General features: G+C 59.6%; 14 protein-coding genes. 8 read left to right on the top strand and 6 right to left on the bottom strand.

Annotated elements, in window-relative coordinates:
• The first annotated feature begins 231 nt into the window (after positions 1-231).
• The 8 genes from JYP46_RS20530 to JYP46_RS22290 all read left to right on the top strand — a co-directional run bounded on the left by JYP46_RS20530 (position 232) and on the right by JYP46_RS22290 (position 12434).
• The gene (locus tag JYP46_RS20530) at positions 232-1176 is read left to right on the top strand and encodes an ABC transporter permease (protein WP_113156568.1); all 945 of its coding nucleotides are present in this window, start codon (positions 232-234) and stop codon (positions 1174-1176) included.
• Positions 1176-3113, top strand: a complete 1938-nt coding sequence (locus JYP46_RS20525; RefSeq protein ID WP_113156569.1) for a dipeptide/oligopeptide/nickel ABC transporter permease/ATP-binding protein — start codon at positions 1176-1178, stop codon at positions 3111-3113. The genes JYP46_RS20530 and JYP46_RS20525 overlap by 1 nt, the downstream gene beginning before the upstream one ends.
• On the top strand, positions 3106-4098 hold the full coding sequence (locus JYP46_RS20520; protein ID WP_206549166.1) for an ABC transporter ATP-binding protein: 993 nt from the start codon (positions 3106-3108) through the stop codon (positions 4096-4098). The genes JYP46_RS20525 and JYP46_RS20520 overlap by 8 nt, the downstream gene beginning before the upstream one ends.
• Complete coding sequence (locus tag JYP46_RS20515) at positions 4091-4870, top strand: FadR/GntR family transcriptional regulator (protein WP_113156571.1); 780 nt, start codon at positions 4091-4093, stop codon at positions 4868-4870. Before JYP46_RS20520 ends, JYP46_RS20515 begins: the two co-directional genes overlap by 8 nt.
• Before the next feature lie 318 nt (positions 4871-5188).
• Entirely contained in the window at positions 5189-9607 is a 4419-nt protein-coding gene (locus tag JYP46_RS20510) for an autotransporter outer membrane beta-barrel domain-containing protein (RefSeq protein WP_342357341.1), read from the top strand.
• A gap of 265 nt (positions 9608-9872) precedes the next feature.
• Positions 9873-10391, top strand: coding sequence for a putative pterin-binding protein (locus tag JYP46_RS20505; protein ID WP_206549164.1), 519 nt, complete (start codon positions 9873-9875; stop codon positions 10389-10391).
• A complete protein-coding gene (locus JYP46_RS20500; protein WP_206549163.1) occupies positions 10388-11767 on the top strand; it encodes a sensor histidine kinase in 1380 nt (459 codons plus the stop codon). The genes JYP46_RS20505 and JYP46_RS20500 overlap by 4 nt, the downstream gene beginning before the upstream one ends.
• Positions 11757-12434, top strand: coding sequence for a response regulator transcription factor (locus JYP46_RS22290; protein WP_113157109.1), 678 nt, complete (start codon positions 11757-11759; stop codon positions 12432-12434). The genes JYP46_RS20500 and JYP46_RS22290 overlap by 11 nt, the downstream gene beginning before the upstream one ends.
• 75 nt (positions 12435-12509) lie before the next feature.
• On the opposite strand, the gene JYP46_RS20490 is transcribed toward JYP46_RS22290, so the two are convergent.
• The 6 genes from JYP46_RS20490 to JYP46_RS20465 form a co-directional block, all read right to left on the bottom strand.
• A complete protein-coding gene (locus JYP46_RS20490) occupies positions 12510-14189 on the bottom strand; it encodes an alpha/beta hydrolase (protein WP_206549162.1) in 1680 nt (559 codons plus the stop codon).
• 70 nt (positions 14190-14259) lie between these two features.
• Positions 14260-15204: a SphA family protein gene (locus tag JYP46_RS20485; RefSeq protein ID WP_113156585.1), complete on the bottom strand. Its 945-nt coding sequence runs from the start codon at positions 15202-15204 to the stop codon at positions 14260-14262.
• Between the two features lie 137 nt (positions 15205-15341).
• Positions 15342-16685, bottom strand: coding sequence for a metal-dependent hydrolase family protein (locus tag JYP46_RS20480; RefSeq protein WP_206549161.1), 1344 nt, complete (start codon positions 16683-16685; stop codon positions 15342-15344).
• Between the two features lie 284 nt (positions 16686-16969).
• A complete protein-coding gene (locus JYP46_RS20475; RefSeq protein WP_113156587.1) occupies positions 16970-17290 on the bottom strand; it encodes a 2Fe-2S iron-sulfur cluster-binding protein in 321 nt (106 codons plus the stop codon).
• Between the two features lie 94 nt (positions 17291-17384).
• Positions 17385-18044 (bottom strand): TetR family transcriptional regulator C-terminal domain-containing protein, encoded by a 660-nt coding sequence (locus JYP46_RS20470; RefSeq protein ID WP_113156588.1) that lies wholly within the window; start codon positions 18042-18044, stop codon positions 17385-17387.
• A gap of 61 nt (positions 18045-18105) precedes the next feature.
• Positions 18106-19092, bottom strand: coding sequence for an ABC transporter substrate-binding protein (locus tag JYP46_RS20465; protein WP_222474321.1), 987 nt, complete (start codon positions 19090-19092; stop codon positions 18106-18108).
• Between the last annotated feature and the right edge of the window lie 52 nt (positions 19093-19144).

The following is a 19144-nucleotide window of genomic DNA, read 5'->3' as shown; positions in this document are numbered from 1 at the left end:
TGTGGACGTGGTTCCCGCCCTCGTCCTTCGCCTTTCGACAAGCTCAAGAGGCTCAGGATGAGGGTGGGGCGACGGCGCACATGCAAGATGTTCAAACGACGCACTGCGCATCCACAGCCCTCATCCCGAGCCTCTTGAGCTTGTCGAAAGGCGAAGGGCGAGGGTGGCATGCAGGGCACCGGACCAAAGGCGAACCGCGCCCATAACCGAATCTGAAACGAGGCCCCAGCCATGGCAGCCTACATAGCCAAGCGCCTCCTTGCCGCCATCCCTGTCCTGTTCGGACTTTCGATCATCGTCTTCCTGATCATGGCGATGATCCCCGGCGACCCGGCAACGGCCATTCTCGGTTCCTATGCGACGCCGGAGAACGTGGCCAGGATCAATGCCGATCTCGGCCTCGACAAGCCACTGCCCCAGCAATATCTGATCTGGCTCGGGAACCTTCTTCAGGGCGATCTCGGACGCTCCTATGCGCTCAACCGACCGGTGCTGGACGAGGTGCTTGAGCGTTTCTCGGCCACGCTGATCCTGGCCGGCACGGCGCTGGTGCTGTGCTCGATCCTTGGGCTTCTGGCGGGCGTCGTCTCGGCCGTGCGCCAGTATGGTCTGGCAGACAAGGTGATCACGGTTCTGGTGCTGATCGGCATTTCGATACCGTCCTTCTGGCTCGGCCTGCTTCTCATCCTGGCGTTCGCCGTCAAGATCCGGCTGTTCCCCGCCAGTGGCATGTACGCCATTTATGGTGGCGGCGATCTACCGGACCTGCTTCATCACCTGTTTTTGCCGGCGCTGACGCTGGCGGTCGTCGCCACCGGCGTTATCGCGCGGCTGACCCGCACGGCCATGCTTGAAGTGCTGCGGCAGGACTACATTCGCACCGCGCGCGCCAAGGGGCTGAGCGAAAGGCGCGTGATTTACCGTCACGCCTTCAAGGCCGCACTTGTCAGTGTCATTCCGGTAATCGGCATTCAGGCCGGGTTCGTGCTCGGCGGTGCGGTCTATATCGAAACCGTGTTCCAGTGGCCGGGCATCGGTTCGATGCTGGTCAACGCCATTTCCACCCGCGATCTGCTTCTGGTGCAGGGCGGGGTTCTGGTGGTGGCCGCCGCCTATGTTCTCTTCAATCTGGCTGCCGATGTGGTGCAGACGCTTCTTGATCCGAGGTTGCGCTGATGAGTGAAGCCGTTTCCACCGCAGCGAAGGGCAGGGCGCGCGGGGCAGGCCGTCCTGGTCCGATCCGTCTGCTTCTCAACAACACGCTTGCGGCTTCCGGGCTGGTGCTGCTGGTGTTGATCATCGCGGCCGCGCTTCTGGCGCCGCTCCTGCCGCTGCCCGACCCCGACGCGACAGCGCCTGCCGACAGGCTGTTGCGCCCGCTCACGGAAGGGCACCTGCTTGGCACGGATGCGCTCGGGCGCGATATCCTCTCGCGGCTTGTCTGGGGCACGCGCGTCAGCCTTGCCGTGGGCATCTCGGCCACACTGATCGCCGCCTTCTTCGGTTCGCTCATCGGGCTTGTTGCAGGCTATGCGGGCGGGCGCGTGGACGCCTTCCTGATGCGCGGCATCGACATGGTGATGGCGTTTCCCTACATCCTGCTGGCACTTGCCATCGTGGCGGCGCTCGGGCCGGGTCTGCTCAATGCGCTCTACGCCATCGCTGTGGTGAACATCCCTTTCTTCGCGCGCAACATTCGCGGCATCACCATCGGCCTGTCGCGGCGCGAATTCGTCGATGCAGCGCGTCTTTCGGGCAAGTCGAATGCGGGCATTCTGTTTGGCGAGATCCTGCCCAACGTGCTGCCGGTGATCATCATCACCATGTCGACCACCATTGGCTGGATGATCCTCGAAACGGCCGGCCTGTCCTTCCTCGGGCTCGGCGCGCAGCCGCCGCAGGCCGATCTCGGCTCGATGCTGGGCGAGGGCCGCAAGATCCTCTTCACCGCGCCGCATGTGTCGATCATTCCCGGCCTGATGATTTTTGCGCTGGTCATGAGCATCAATCTGCTGGGCGATGGCGTGCGTGACGTGCTCGACCCGCGGCTGAAATCGGGTGCGCTCACGCGGCCCGTGGCCCGCACAGCCGTTGAGCGCCGCACGGTGCCCGAAACCCGGACCCATGGCGACAGCGTTTTGGAAGTGGCGGATCTGAACACGGAGTTTCACATCGGCGGCGACGTCTATCGCGCGGTGGGCGGCATCGATCTGCACCTGAAGCAGGGCGAATGCCTTGGCATTGTCGGTGAATCCGGTTCGGGCAAATCGGTGACGGCCATGTCGCTCATGGGGCTGGTGCCGACACCGCCCGGCCGCATCACGGGCGGGGCCGCCTGGCTCGACGGTGAAGATCTTTTCGCCGTCAGCGATGAGCGCATCCGCGCGTTGCGCGGCGCGGATGTCTCCCATGTGTTTCAGGACCCGCTGTCCACCCTGCACCCGCTGTTCACCATTGGCGACCAGCTTACGGAGGCGATCATGGCGCACCGGCCGATCCGGCGGTCGGAGGCGGATGCGCGCGCCGAGGAGCTGCTGCGTCTGGTGCGCATCACCAATCCGGCGGAGCGACTGAAGGTCTATCCGCATGAGCTTTCCGGCGGCATGCGGCAGCGCGTCTGCATTGCCATGGCGCTCGCCAATGACGCCAAGATCATCATCGCCGACGAGCCGACAACGGCGCTGGACGTGACCGTGCAGGCGCAGATCCTCTCGCTGATGGACACGCTGAGGCGGGAAAGCAACGCGGCGATCCTGTTCATCACCCATGATTTCGGGGTCGTGTCGGCCGTCTGCGACCGGGTTGCCGTCATGTATGCGGGACGCATCGTCGAAACGGGCACGACGGAAGAGGTGCTCAATGCGCCGGCGCATCCCTACACCCGCAAGCTGATCGACTGCGTGCCGGTTCTGGGCGAGCCCGGCCGGAGGCTCGACGCGATCGAGGGGCGCCCGCCGGTGGTCAACGATCTGCCGCCGGGCTGTGCCTTCGCAGCACGCTGCCCCCGGGTGAAGCCCGATTGCCGCAGGGGGCACATCGCACTTTCCAGCCTTGGCGATACGCAGGCCGTGCGCTGCCTCTACCCACTTACCGGGGAGACCGCCGATGACTGACACGCCCCTTCTGGAAATCGACACTGCGGAGCGGGTTTTTGGCGGTGGCCGCACGTTGTTCGGAAAATCCCTGCCGGCGGTGCATGCGGTGCAGGGCATATCGTTCGATGTGCGCAGGGGCGAGACGCTCGGCATTGTCGGGGAATCTGGTTGCGGCAAGTCCACACTCGCGCGTCTGATCGTCGGTCTCGATACGCCCACCAGCGGTGCGATCACCTTCGACGGGATGGATCTGGTTGCCGAAGCCAGACGCGATCCGCAGAAGCTTGCGCAGCGCGTGCAGTATGTCTTTCAGGACCCCGTCGCATCGCTCAATCCGCGCAAGACGATCCGCACCATTCTGGAAGCGCCGCTCAAACACCTGCTCGGACTGGACCGCGGGGCGCGCGAAAAGCGCCTGCGTGAGCTGATGGAAGCGGTCAATCTCGCGCCGGAGTTTCTGGAGCGCTACCCGCACGAGTTTTCAGGCGGGCAGGCGCAGCGTATCGGCATCGCCCGTGCGCTGGCCGCCGACCCCGAACTGATCGTCCTTGATGAGCCGGTTTCCGCGCTTGACGTTTCGGTGCAGGCGCAGGTTCTGAACATCCTCGACGACCTCAAGAAGACGTTCGGCCTCACCTATGTCTTCATCAGTCACGATCTTTCGGTGATCGAAAGCGTCAGTGACCGGGTGGCGGTGCTCTATTTCGGCCGGCTTGCCGAACTCGGGGCGTCAGAGCGCATCTTTTCGGCACCACGGCATCCCTATACGCATCTTCTGTTGAAATCGGCACCGGTTCCGGGAAAGCGGTCGCTCATCCCGGAAGATGCGAATACAGAATTGCCGGATCCGTATGATCCACCGCAGGGCTGTGCGTTCTTTGCCCGTTGCCCGCGCGGAACCGACCGATGCAAATCGGAGCAACCACCACTCGAGGCCGCGCCCGGTCATCCGGGGCATATGGCGGCGTGCCATCACCCCGTCGAAGAGAACGAGGATGCCTGACCGCAGCAGTCCGCCACCGGCTCCAGAGGCGTCGCAGCTTTCAACGGTGCTCAAACGCCGCAAGCGACCGGACATCATCGCCGACCGCATACGCGAGATGATCGTCACGCATGGGCTCCGACCCGGCGACCGCATCCCGCATGAATGGCTGTTGCCGGAAACGCAGGAAGCATCACGCGGAACGCTGCGCGAAGCCCAGAAGATACTTGAGTTTCAGGGGCTCGTTGTCAGCAAGACTGGACCGGGCGGCGGCGTGTTTGTCTCCACTGTCGGCGCCGATCAGGCAATCCGGCTACTCGACAATCTCTTCCTGTTCAAGCCACCGTCCATCGCGGAGATCTATGCGATCCGCAAGGTTCTTGAACCGCAGCTTGCAGCGAGTGTCGCCGGGCGTCTTTCGCCCGAGGCGTTCACCGCGCTGCAGGCCAAGATCCGACTCTATGAGGCGGAACCGGAGACGGCGGAAGAGGAATACCGGCAGCGTCTCGCCGAACTCGACTTTCACGTCGAGCTTGCGCGCCACGCAGAAAACGCGCTGCTCGGCTTCAATTGCATTTTCCTTGTCAGCCTTCTGCGCGACATGACCGTGTGCCGGGCGATCTACAAGGAGCCGAACCCGGCGCTGCGCGAGGCGGGCCTGCATTATCAGATTAGCCTGATGCGGGCGATCAAGGCCGGCGACGGCGAGCGGGCCGCGCAGATCATGCGCGACCACATGGAAGCAGCGGAGTGCTACATGCTGGAACGGGCCGAAATTCGCCGGAAGGGGTAGCGGCCAAGGGGTTCGTTGTACCAATGTCTGGAAGGCTCAGGGCAATTCACGCCTATAAGTCTGCCGCCATCGATACTGAGCTCAAAAGCGGTTTTCAAGTAATGCGGCAGTAGAGCCCAACGGTGCGCCGTGGTGGTGCCACCGGAACTCCAAATCCGCGAATGTCGGGACTGGTTATGAAGTCCCATGGACAGAGCCACCCGACCCAATGGGTTGGGATGCTCCAACTGCGGTCCCCCCCCTATATACGGGAATTGAAGCCGACCTTCTTTCTGCGGCAGTAACGCTGACGGTGCTGATTGGAAGTACCAGGCATTGATGCGGAAAATCATGCCGTGCATGGCATTGAGGGAAGGAAATCCGGTGTACGAGGGACAGGCGCGGAAGGAATTCGGTTGCAGAGTCTTGCGGGGACTGCGCCCTTCTCTTTATCTGTCGACAGCGCTGTGCAGCATTCTTGCCGTGCTGAGCGCAACCGGGGCCGCTCAGGCTCAGTTCGTCTCAACCACCGGCAGCGTTAATCCCTCTATCCCAGTACCTGTCGGCTCCTGGGGAATCGCCGGCGACATCCATGTCGGATGGACTGGTACTGGTTCGCTGAATATTCTGAATGGTGGCTCGGTCATAAACGACGGCGGCTTTATCGGTTTCGGCACGGCCGCAACTGGAAGCAGTGTTCGTGTATCGGGAGAAAGCCCTATCACAGGCAGCCGATCCAAGTGGAAGAACAATGACGACCTCTATGTTGGTTTCAACAGTAGGGGAATGCTGACGGTTGAGGACGGTGGTACGGTTTCAAGTGAACGCGGCGTGATCGGTTTCGCTTCTGGCGTGTCGGGTAGCGCTGAAGTGTCCGGAAAGAGTTCCGGCGGCCCGGCATCGACCTGGACAATGACAGACAGGCTTTTTGTCGGCGAAGCGGGCACCGGGACGCTGACCATTGAGGACGGTGGGATCGTCAAGAACACACTCGGTGAAATCGGTAAAAGCACCGGCTCCGAGGGAACCGCTACCGTGTCCGGGGATGGCTCCATCTGGAAGAACAGCGACGAACTCTATGTCGGTTTCGATGGCAATGGAACGCTGGACATAGATCTCGGCGGTGCCGTTGAAAACACAAACGGCTACATCGGAACCAGCTTCGGCTCTGAGAGCATTGTCACTGTGTCTGGGGCGGGCTCCCGGTGGGTGAACGACGGCAGCCTCGATATCGGTCTGCGCGGTAAGGGTACGCTGACCGTTAAGGACGGCGGGACGGTTTCGGCCAACACTGGATCAGGTGGAAGTGGACCAGGTGTGGTTTACCTGGGTTCTGATCTGTCTGCTGACGGTGTCATCAATGTCGGCGCTGCTTTGGGCAGTCAGGCGGAGGCCGCCGGCACTCTGCAGACGGATGACATCATTTTCGGGGATGGCAGCGGGACGCTCAACTTCAAGCATACCGGTGCAACCACCTTTTCTGCCGCACTGGAAAGCTCTGGTGCGGGCACGCACACCGTGAACCATGCTGCCGGCACGACCATGCTGACCGGCGATTCTTCTGCCTTCACGGGCACAACGACAGTCTCCGGCGGCACGCTGCTGATCGGTGACGCCGCCGGCAATGGCACGCTCGGCGGTGTCGTCAATGTCGGGATGAATGGGGCGCTGGGCGGCTCGGGCACGTTGAATGGAGCCGTCACCATTGACGGTACGCTGGCAGCCGGCAACAGCCCCGGCACCCTGACCTTCAACAACGATCTGACCCTCAATGCAGGCTCGACTTCCGTGTTCGAGCTCAACAGCCCGGGCGTTGCCGGTGGTGCGGGGAATGATCTGGTCAGAGTGAATGGCGCTCTTGCGCTTAACGGAACTCTGGATGCCCGCGTGGCTGCGGCAGGCTATTATCGCCTGTTCGAATATGTCGGCCCGCAATCGGGCGCATTCGTCGACGGAACGGTGACGGGTACGGGCGGGTTTGCCGCGGCAGACCCTAACAATCCCGACATCCGCTATGACATTCCCGGTCAGGTCAACCTGTCGGTTCTTGGCACAGGCCAGACCATGCAGTTCTGGGACGGCGCAGGGACGGCGGCCAATGGCGCGGTCGATGGCGGGAGCGGCGTCTGGCAATCCTTCGCGACCAACTGGACCGATGCCACGGGCAGCGCCAATGCCGGCTGGGGCGGTTCAGTCGGCGTTTTTGCCGGCTCAGCCGGGACGGTCACCGTTCAGGGCGCGCAGGTATTCGATACGTTGCAGTTCTCCACGGATGACTACCGCATCCAGGGCGATGCGCTCTCCATCGGCGCTGCCGGTGGCGGCACATTCAACATCGATGGTGGTGTGACGACGACGGTTGCTTCGATCATTGAGGACGGAGCGGGCAAGGTTGTTCGCAAGGCCGGGGGCGGCACGCTGGTTCTGAGTGGCGCCAACACCCATTCGGGTGGCGTCGATCTTCTGGGCGGTGTCCTTTCGGTGGCGTCCGACCAGAACCTTGGCGCTGCCCCGGGCGGGCTGAGGTTTGACGGCGGCGTGCTGAAAGTGACGGGAACGGGCTACACCGGCACCGCGCGCGACATCCTGATTGGCGGTGATGGCGGCGGTTTCGACATCGCGGATGCAGACAACACGTTCAGCCTGTCCCAGGACATCACCGGTACAGGCGACCTTCTCAAAAAGGGCGACGGCACTCTGGTTTTGGGTGGAACCAATGGCTACCGCGACACGCTGGTCGAGGCCGGAACGCTGGCCGGAAACGCGGGCTCGATCTCCGGCGATATCGGCAACGGCGCGACCGTGGTGTTCGACCAGGCGGGCGATGCAAGCTTTTCGGGGAACATCGGCAGCCTGAACGGCACAGAGGGCGCGATGATCAAGCGTGGCGCGGGTGTTCTGACGCTGTCCGGCGCTTCCACGCTCGGCTGGTCTGTCGAGACTGGCGGGCTGGTGACGGATGCCGGCCGCTTTGCAGGAGACGTCGATATTGCGAGCGGCGCATCGCTGAACTTTGATCAGAATACGGCGACCAACTATGCTGGTGTTCTGTCTGGCGCAGGCGGTTTCAGCGTCATCGGGTCCGGTGCCGTGACACTGATCGGCGACAGCTCGGGCTTTACCGGATTGACGTCATTCTCTAACGGGTCGCTGATCGTTGGTACTGCTGCGGGTGGTGCGCTCGGCGGCTCGATCATGCTTGGTCCGGACAGCCAGCTCGGTGGAACGGGCACCATTGGCGCTGCTGGATCAACGGTGACGATTACCGCCGGCGGCACGCATGCACCCGGCAACTCCATCGGTGTACAGACCATTACCGGCAACTATGTCAATCACGGGATGCTGGCCATTGAGGTGACTCCGACAGCAGCGGACAAGGTGATCGTGCAGGGCACGGTGGACATTTCCGGCGCAACGCTTGCGTTGACAGGAACGCCGCTCACCGCGGCGGACTGGCCGATCCTCAACGGCCCCTACATCATTCTCGACAATCAGGGCGCAGGCGCGGTGGCCGGCACGTTCGCCAGCGTCACCAACAATCTTCTGTTTCTTGACGAAACGGTCGATTACGCCGGCGGAGATGGCAATGACATCTCGCTGGAACTCACACGCAATGACACGTCATTTGCCGATGTCGCCCAGACACGGAACCAGCGCGCGACGGCTGCAGCCGCAGACACGCTGCCCACGAGCAACGCCATCTGGCAGGCCCTCATCGGCATGACCGACGAGGACACGGTGCGTGCAAGCTTCGACGCTCTGTCAGGCGAGATCCACGCTTCGGCAAAGTCCGCTCTGATCGAAGACAGCCGCTTTGTTCGCAATGCCATAAACGACCGCATCCGCGCGGCCTTTGGCGATGTGGGCGCATCAGTGACGCCGGTTCTGGTCTATGGTTCGGGTGGCCCGGCGACGCTGGTTGCCGCCGATCATGCCGGCCCTGCGCTCTGGAGCCAGGGGTTCGGTTCGTGGGGATCGACCGACAGCGATGGGAACGCTGCATCGCTTCACCGCAAGAGCGGTGGCCTGCTGATTGGCACGGATGGCCGTCTCGGTGACTGGCGGGTCGGCCTTCTTGCTGGTTACAGCCATTCCTCGTTCGATGTCGCAGACCGTGCCTCGTCTGGCTCGAGCGAGAATTATCATCTCGGCCTTTATGGCGGTACGCAATGGGGAGACTTCGCCTTCCGTACCGGCGCAGCCTATAGCTGGCACGAGATCGACACCCAACGCTCGGTTGCCATTCCGGGACTTCGCGAAAGCCTGAGTGCAGGCTATTCGGCCGGAACCGTTCAGGCGTTCGGTGAACTCGGCTACGGTTTCGACATGGGCAATGGCGCGCGCTATGAGCCCTTTGCAAATCTCGCTCATGTCAGCCTGCGCACCAACGGTTTTTCCGAAACGGGCGGTAATGCTGCGCTCACCGGCCAGCATGTCAGCAGCGATGTGACCTTTACGACGCTTGGCCTTCGCGGCGAATATGCGGTGACGCTTGGCGCGATGGATGCCACGTTCAATGGCATGCTCGGCTGGCGCCATGCCTTTGGAGACACGACACCGACTAGTGTCCATGCCTTTTCGGAGAGCGATGCCTTCTCCATTGCCGGCGCACCAATTGCCCGCAACAGCGCTGTCATCGAGGCCGGGCTTGATCTCGATCTGACATCCGACGCCACACTGGGGCTGTCCTACACGGGCCAGATCGCGGCCGGCGCTCAGGATCACGGGTTCAAGGCGAATCTGAATGTTCGGTTCTGACGAGGAGACGCTCTTATGGATCGATGGAGAGCCAGTAAGCGCAGACCCGTCAGGTGTAAACGCAATCACTTCGCGGGCTAAAACCCTCCGGCGATAGCAGTTTTTAGCCGACGATCTAGCGATGAATGGTCGCGCATGGGCGGTAATGCCCATAAGTGTAGTGCTGCCTGGGGGCGCGCGGAATACTGGCTCTTTATTTTGGCTCGAAAACAATCGGGACCTTGGCTATTGGGTATATCAGTTCTGATTGTGACGAGTGAAATGCATGCATACGGGTTCACGGTGGCTGTTTTGGGGTTTCGGGATTTTCTTCGTCATTGTTCAGGCCTTGTCCGAACCTGTGGTTCAGCCTTCGCATGCCGGGGGTATTGGCAGCCTTTCGGTCGTTTCCCCAGATGGTCAGGAAACGATCTTTTCGGAAAGTGAATTCCTCGCCCTGCCGAAAAGCCGAACCATCACCAGAACGGCCTGGACCGAAGATCTTCACGTGTTTGAAGGGGTGGCACTTGGAAAGGTACTCGAAACAGCTGGCATCGATCCGCAGGACCATCAAAATGCGACGGTCAGGGCGATTGCGCTCAATGATTACGTTGTCGAGTTTCCGCTGGCCGACGCCACGCGTTATGGCGTGCTGATTGCTGCGTTTATGGATGGCAGACGGCTAAGCGTGAGTGACAAGGGGCCTTATTGGATCGTCTATCCGCGTGACGATTTTCGCGAACTTCGCGATTCCCGCTTCGATCACCGATGGGCGTGGCAACTCCGGGAACTGCAAATCAGATGAAGGTGAAGCGCGGCTATGTTGCGGTGGGGCTGGTCATACTCGGCTTTGCGCTTACGCTGTCCTATGCCTTCTTCAAGCTGATGAGCATCCAGCGTGATCTTGCGGACTATACCGGCGAGAGCATGCTCTGGAGCGTGATGCAGGCTGAGCGCGAAGCGCGAAAATTGGCCAGCCATATGTTATTGCCGCACGATGAGCGCGACGAGGATGCGGTGCTGCTGCAGCTGGATATTCTCAACAGCCGGCTCAGTCTTTTGAAGGACAATCCCCAACATGATTATCTTGTCGCCCTAGAGGGGGCTGAACAGACCTTTAGCCGCCTGATTGAAAATCTCTCAGGGCTTGAGCGGTCGCGTGTTGCCGATCCGACTGTGGGCCCGGAAAACCACGCCGATATCCTGACATCGCTCAATGATTTTGTGCGTCTCAGCAACACGGTGCTGCTGGCCCAGCGCGAACAGGATGGCGCGCGGCGCGACCGCCAGCTGGAGACGATTTATCTCACTATGAGCCTCGTTATCGGCATTCTGCTGGTAGGCGGCTACATGGCGTGGCAGCTACTTTCCAATTTACGCGCCCTCGACCGCGCGAACCTGGCTCTGGCCGAACATTCGCAGCGGTTGGAAGAGACGGTGGACAAGCGCACCGCCGCGTTGCGGACCGCGCTGGAAAACGAGCAGCACACCAACGCTATCTACAAGAACTTTCTCACCACCATCTCCCACCAGTTCCGCACGCCGATCACCATTATCGACATGATTGCTCAGCGCTTCATCCGCCGCGCGCAACATATCGATCCGGCGGTTCTGGTGGAGCGTTCGCAGAGAATTCGTCACGCGGCGCAGCGCCTGACGATGATGATTTCAAGCACGATCACCAACGATATGCTCAATGAGCAGGGAGCTCCCCTGAAGAAAGAGAATTTTGATCTGCGCGGGTTGGTCGAAAATGTCTGTGCCGATCATCGGGAGCTCTTTCCTGCGCGTGCTCTTGAGGTGACGCTTCCAGACGGGGCGCTGCACTTCGAGGGCGATGAGGTGCTGATCGAGCAGATTTTGTCCAACTTCCTCGCCAATGCGGAGAAATACTCACCTTCCTCTCAGCCGATCAAGGTGAGGCTGGAGCGGCAGGAAGATGAGCTCGTCTGTGCGGTCAGTGATCATGGCATCGGCATTCCGGCGGCAGAGCGGGGCCGAATTTTTGACCGCTTCTTCCGCGCGAGCAATGTTGCCCATCTTGAAGGAACCGGGCTCGGACTGAGCCTGTCGCGGACGCTTGCCCGGCTGCATGGCGGCGACATTGAGTTCGAGCCGGTTGAGCCGGCGGGGACGGTCTTTGCCCTGAAACTTCCATGGAGTGCCCGGCGTGACGCCTGAGAATGCCCGAACGGAGAAGATACTTTGCATCGAGGACGAACAAGACATCCGCATCGAGATTGGGGAGGAGCTTTCGCATTCGGGCTTTGATGTGCTTCTGGCAGCCGACGCCGATGAAGCGCTGGATATTCTCAAGGCTGAAACGCCGGCTCTCATCATCTGCGACGTTCTGATGCCGGGGCAGAATGGGCTTGACCTCTTCCGCACGATCCGTGCCCGTTTCAGGCATCTGGACGGAACACCGTTTCTGTTTCTGAGCGCCCTGGCTGATCGGTCCCACGTTCTGGACGGGTTGCGGCTTGGGGCAGATGACTATCTGACCAAGCCGGTCGATTTTGAACTGTTGCAGATGAGGGTGCGCTCGAAGCTCAGTCTTGTCAGCCGCGTCCGGTTACGAGAAGACATTCTTGAATACGGTGGGAGCGAAGGCGTGGAGGCGCGCGCCAATATGAGCAGCAGCATTCATTTCAGTCCCCGCGAAAGACAGGTGCTGGCGGAACTGGTCAATGGTCACACCAATATGCGTATCGCCGAGATCGTCGGTCTGTCGGAGCATACGGTCGGCGATTACGTCAAAAGCATCTACAAAAAGCTGCAGGTGACATCACGCGCCCAGGCAACGCGCATCGCGTTGGAGACAGGTCTGGTGCGTTCGGGCTCTCGCTGAGCATTTCTCTTCCGCCGGTGCACGCTTAATCTTGGGCCACCCTGCCAGGGGGGTATTCAGCCGCCTTATTCACGATCATCCGCCGCGATACTCGTAGCCGTCCGCATTTGAGGCTTTCGAATGCAGATGCTTTTTAAGCGCATCTATCTCTTCAGAACTCCAGTTTTCCACTCCTGTCACCTCAAGCCAGGCATCCAGATAATGATCCGGCGCATAGACATGGCCATACCCCATCGGCACACCATCGGATAACGGCATGTCGACCAGCAATTGAAGCATGCTGACAATCGGATACCAACTCAGCAAAGGAGAAACATCTGGACCTCTTGGAGCCTTCATCCAGTCGGCTTCTCTGTAGAGCAGGTGTTTGTCGAAGAACGTGATCGCATCACTGGCATACTGCAAATAGACAATGCGAACATTGCCCCAGGGTGCAGTGTTGCCCTCGGGGACCCCATTCTGGTTCATGAAGCGGACAAAGCGTCCACCCTGATAAACCGGTAGCCACTGTGTGGAACCTGCATCGCGGTCTGCGGTGATTGTCTGCCATTTCTCGCTTGGAAAAGGCGTTCCGCTCCAGACAGCACCGTCGATCGGGTCTCCGAGGAGGTCAAGGAACGTTATGGAACGCTGGGAATTGAACGCACCGAGGCTGAGCCCGTGCAGGAAAAGCTTGGGCCTCTGACCGGCAGGGAGTTTCTGCCAGTATCTATAGATGGTTCGAAAAAGGCTTTGCGACGATTCAAGGCCGTTTTCAGACTGGAACACCAATGAGAGCGGGCTGTTCAGATAGGAGTACTGCAGAGCGACACTGGCAGTGTCGCCATCATACAGATACTCCAGACCATCGATGGCAGACGGATCAACCCAACCTGTGCCAGTCGGCGTAACGACAACCAGGGCGGCCCGATCAAAGGCATTAAGCTCAATGAGCTCATCAAGCAGGAGCTGTGAGCGCTCATCGGGTGTCTCTGCGACTTGCAAACCGGCATACAGACGGATGGGCTCAACTGCGGCTCTTTGGGTAACCTGGCTGATATCTGCCGCCGTCGGGCCCGATGCGACAAACTCTCTCCCAGCCCGACCCAGTTTTGGCCATTCCAGCCGCGAAGACGGATTGCCTGCGCGCTCGACGATTGAAGGCTGCGGGCGTTCAGGTTCGTGTAGTGCGTCGAGTTCCGCAAATGACTTGTCCAGAAGACGAAACGTGTACTCGATCAAAAGGCCGTTCGCGAGTGTGGCAACGACGATGAGCGTCACTGCTGCACCAGCGATGATTGAAACCCGTCGCGGGAGAAATTTATCAAGCCTGTTTGCTACGGCGCGACCCAGCGCAATGATACCGCGCGCCAAGAGAAACAGGAAAGCGAATGTGAGAATGGCGATGATGATGACGCTTACAGGATAGGCGCTATCCACCGGCTCCATGTTCAGAACACCGCGAACCGAATTTTGCCAAGCGGCAGAATTATACAAGCCGACGACTATGACGATCAATGAAATCAGGGAAAGAACTAATCTTGTGAGCCTCAGAAGCCCTTTATCAACCGACGGCAACTGCAGATAGCGCCACGTGGCGACAAGAAGAACACCGATGCCATAGCCTGCACTGAATGCCACGCCGCCAAGGATACCCTGCACCTCGAAGCTGCGCGGAATGAGGCTGGGGGTCAGTGAAGCAAAGAAGAACAAAACTCCAAGAACCATTCCGGCACCACTAAAATGGCGCTGAAATGCAGAATACAGCCTACCCATCAAAAACCCCAAAACTTAGATCCGAGCCGAAGCCAATGATTTTCACATTTCAAGTGAATTGAAATGTTCTCTACCGATTAACCGCCAGCGGGAAGCTCAGAGAGAGGAAGACTGAATCACCCTCAAGGTGATTTTTTGCGCTGAACTGATGGTAATACCTCAGGCGGGTCGAGACGGGTGCTTCGCCAATCTGGAAGTTATAACCAACCTGGACACCCACACCTGCTATCTCGCCCTTGAAATCGCCAAGAACCGCGGCGATTGGCGGGGGCGCCTTATCGGCGGTGAGCTGCTTGTAGTAATACCCGACGAGCCCTGCCGAGAAACGCTCGGTCAGCTGCTTGGTAATCGCGCCTTCCCAGTGGAATTCAATTCCGGTCTTGTAATTGGTCGCCTGGTTTTTCGCATTGAAGGTGATCCCGATCGTGTTCGAGATATCAATGCCCCATTCGGGATCGAGCCAGGTGATGGCCGTATAGACGTCTGCCGCCAGCCTGTGGCGAGCAACATTCGCCAGTGCGGCTTCCCTGTAGTCACCAATCGGGAAATACCCGGTGACGCCAGACTGTATGTGGAAGTTGCCAACGTTCCAGCCAAGGAAGGTGGTCAGGGCAGGGTCTCCGAACGTCAACACACTGTCGCTCGTCCTCCCAAACGGGTTCACGAACCCGCTGACACTGGTGCGGCCAAACGGCGTTGTTACCGAGAAACCAAGCCGCCCTCCGAATATCTCGGCCTCGGTCACCCAAAGCGCCGTTGGAATGTTAATGATGAGGTCAGCGTCGACGCCACCGGCCAGCACGCCGCCGGCCAGCTCAACACGCCCTTCAAGCGACCCGTTATACATGAAGAGCTGATCCGAAAAGAACAGCCCCGGAGGCGGAGTGAAACCAGCGCCGCTGCTGCGCAACCCCAACAGATAAACACCAGCGCCACCTTCAGCGGCATGGAGGTCACCCACCGGATAGAGACAGCCAAGAGCAAGGGAAATCGCACAACCGAAACGGAACTTCATATTATCAGCCTAAACTCCCAGCGCATCTGCCTTGACCATTGCGGCTCGATGGCTGATCCAACGATCAAAAAAACGGCCCTGAACACCGGCCTGAAAAGAACCCCGCGAGCAACACCAGGGCTGCCCGACCGGCTTTGTCAGTTCTCCGCGACGATGTTCTTTTCGATACGACCGTCCTTCATGATGACCAGCAGATTCTTGGCGGGATCTGCAAACAGGTCGATCTGAGCGATTGGATCACCATCGACCAGAAGCAGGTCGGCAAGCGCCCCGACTTCAACGACGCCCAGCTTTCCCGGATAGGGATTACGCCTGTCAGACAGGGCCAACAGCTCAGCATTGTCTGCCGTCGCCATCTTCAGCACCTCTGCCGGAGTGTACCACCGCGTCATTGTCTCAAGCTGCGCGCCCTGTCTTGCGGCGCGTGCGGCATCAAACAGGATATCCGTGCCGAAGGCGACCTTAACGCCATATTTGCGCGCCAGCTCATATGCCCTGTCGGTGCCGGCGTGAATCTCGGCTGAGGCGGCCTGACGTTCGGCATCCGCATGCTGGTTTGCATTCTCATCGCCAACGAAGGGTTGAAGGCTCCACCACGTACCGTTTTCAGCCATCATCTTGACGGTGGCCTCATCAGCCAGCTGGCCGTGGTCGATGACTTTTGCGCCAGCCTCGATGGCGTTGCGTATGGCTTCTGGCGTGTAGGCGTGCACTGTTACATAAGTGCCCCAGTTTGCAGCGGCTTCGACCGCTGTCCGGATTTCGTCAACACTCAACTGGATTGTGTCGATTGGCCCATAGGGGGACGAGACCCCACCGCTAACGGTTAATTTGAGCTGGCTGGCGCCCTGCAGCAATTGCTCCCGACTGCGCTTGCGAACCTCGTCCGGCGAGTCAACGATGGCGGACATGCCCATACGTTCAGGATAGCTCAAGGTGTCCGGTGTGGCCGGAATTTCGGAAAGCATCCGGAAATCACCGTGCCCGCCAGTCTGCGAGATCATGGCCCCGGACGGCCAGATCCGCGGCCCGCGGGTCACGCCTCTGTCAATAGCCATCTTCAGGCCGAATGCGGGCCCACCCAAATCACGAACACTTGTGAAGCCGCGCATGAGCGTTGCCTCAGCCTCGGCGCCCGCAAGCAGGGTGATAAAGGGAAATGGTGCAGTTGACGCAACCATCATCGAGGGGCGGACCATGAACGTATGCCAGTGGGCGTCGATCAGCCCTGGCATCAGCGTCCGACCATCGCCCGCGATCCGTGTGGTGGCCGCGTCCGTACTGATCGGGTCAGCTGATATCTCTGCGATCTGATTTCCTTCGACCAGCACGTTCATTGGCTCGGTCAAGGCAGCCCCGTCGAAAATGCGAACATTTTCAAAAACGACTGCGTTCGAAGAGATATTTTGTGCCTGAAGGGGGCTGGCTACAAACAGCGCCAACATGGCGCTCGCGAATAAATTGCCAAGTTTGCCGATCATTTTTCTTTCGCCCGCCCATTCTATGCAGCCAATTTCAACACAATTTCCAGACACTTAAATGATCAGGATAAGCGCAGCAATACAATGAATATGCAAATATTAAATAGGGGATAAATCAGAATATCTTAGAGAATGGGGATTTCTGGGCAGGTTTTATCTAATTTATTCTTGATGGTGGTTATCATAATAAATGGCGGCGATTTGCATGGCTTGTCTGCGCGGCGTCAGCCTGCGCGCTGGAACGCAGCCGCAGGCATTTCCGCAAAGCTGCCTCGTGGCCCGCTCTAGCCCTGACGTGCGGGAACGCGCACCACCAGGCCATCAAGCGCGTCGGTTACCGTCAACTGGCAGGAGAGGCGCGAGTTGGCCGATGGCTCCCAGGCAAAATCGAGCATATCGGTTTCCATGCCGTCAGCTTCGCCAACCGTGTTCATGAATTCCGGCTCTACGTAGACGTGGCAGGTTGCGCAGGCGCAGGCCCCGCCGCATTCAGCCTCGATGCCGGGAACGCCGGCACGCACGGCGGCTTCCATGACTGAGGACCCGTTTTCAGCATCATGCTCGAAACGCTGGTTGTCGTGGGTCACATAGATGATGCGTGCCATGGGAGTGATCTTTCGGGTCTTGTGTGATTAAGGGCGCGGCCGTTTTGACTGCTGCGGCCCGGATTGTTTTGTCTGCAGGGTGGGAAGAGGAAGGCTATTCGATGCCTAGTGCGCGCAGGAAAAGGGACGTGACCTCTTTTTCGATCTGCCCGTAGTCCGGCTCCTCGCCCTCATCCAGATTCATCATGTTGCGGACCTGAACATCAAAATCCGCATAATGCTGGGTAACCGCCCAGATATGCATCTGGAACAGCAGAGGGTCGACCGCTCTGACCAGCCCCTGATCGACCCAGGACTGGATCAGCCCGACCGCTTCGCGGGTTGAGGCCTGATAGGGGGCCCAGTGACGGCCCAGCACGGGCGCGCCATTGGCTATCTCGGTGGTGAAGAGACGCGACGCGTTGGGGTTCCTGCGTCCATATTCGAGCTTCTTGTGCACATAGGCGCGGATCACGTCTGCAGGCGTGTCACCGGTGGAGGCGCTGAGAAACAGCTCCTGCCATTCGTCGAGGATATAGACCAGTATGTCCTCATACAGCTCTTCCTTGCTGGAGATGTAGTAATGCAGTTGGGGTTTCGTCAGCCCGGCACGCTGGGCAATAGCCTGCGTGGAGGCGCCGATGAGACCCTTGCTGGCAAACTCATCGATTGCTGCATCGCGAATGGTTGCAAGGATCATGCGCCGCCGCTCGAGAACCTTGTCCCTGGCGCGCGACGTCTGAGTTTCCTGATTTTCAGCGTTTTGCTGCGTCATTGCCTTTGCACAAAGGTGATGGGCAGAACGGCTGCCCATCACTCCACTTTCCGTTTTGCGTTTATGGGTTGAGCTGCTTCTTCACATCGAGCCCGACGCCCTTGTTGACGAATGCGTCGGTTGCAACTTCCGAAATGTCGATCTTGCCATCCTCGACGATACCCGATTTGACTGCAAGTTCGTAGAACTGCTTCACACGGTCAAGCGACATCGCGCCGATGCCTTTTTCCAGCGTGTCGCCACTGTCGATCATCTCCAGCTTTTTGAGCATCTCGATCTCGCCATCGAGCGTCTCGGCGCTCATGTCGGGATTGTCCTGCATGATCAGCTCATAGGCCTTGCTGCGATCACCATAGAGGAAGTTGTTCCAGCCGATGATGCTCGCATCCACGAAGCGCTGAACAAGATCAGGATTGTTCTCGACCAGATCCGTACGGGTTTCGATCGTGTTGGCGTAAGTGCTGTAGCCATAGTCGGCCAGCAGATAGGTGGCGACGTCAGCCCCTTCCTTCTTGGCATAAAGCGGTTCGGCGGTGGCGTAGGCCTGCTGAACCATTTTTGGGTCGCTCAGGAACTGGGCGAGGCTGTAGCCATAGGGGCGGATCTGCTCGTCCTTGAAGCCGAAATCGCTGACCAGCCAGCGCCACAGACCATACTGGGTGTCCTTGGCGATCAGCACGGAAGGCGCATTGGTGAGGTCTTCAAAGTCCTTGTAAGCGCCTTCATGCGCCATCAGCGCCTGCGGATCCTTCTGATAGAAGGAAGCGATGACGGTGGTGGGAATGTCATTGGCGTTGTTGTGGAAGGACAAAAGCAGGTTGCCGGTGAGCAGGAAGTCCAGCCGGCCGGCGGCGAGCATCGGCCGGTTGTTGACCTGCGGGCCACCCATCTCGATGGTGACGTCGAGACCGTATTTCTCGTAAGTGCCGTCGGCCACGGCCTGATAGAAACCGCCATGGCCGGCCTGAGCCAGCCAGTTGGTGCCGAACGTAACCTTGTCCAGCGCCATGGCGAATTGCGTGGAGACCACAAGAGCTGCTGCGGTCATTGCGACTTTGTGCATGCTTTTCATAAGAACTTCACTCCCATTCGTTCTTCGG

This window comes from Nitratireductor aquimarinus, from assembly GCF_017255295.1.
Lineage (GTDB): Bacteria > Pseudomonadota > Alphaproteobacteria > Rhizobiales > Rhizobiaceae > Nitratireductor > Nitratireductor aquimarinus.
Note: the sequence above shows the minus strand (reverse complement) of the source record. Positions and strands in the feature narration are given on the sequence as shown.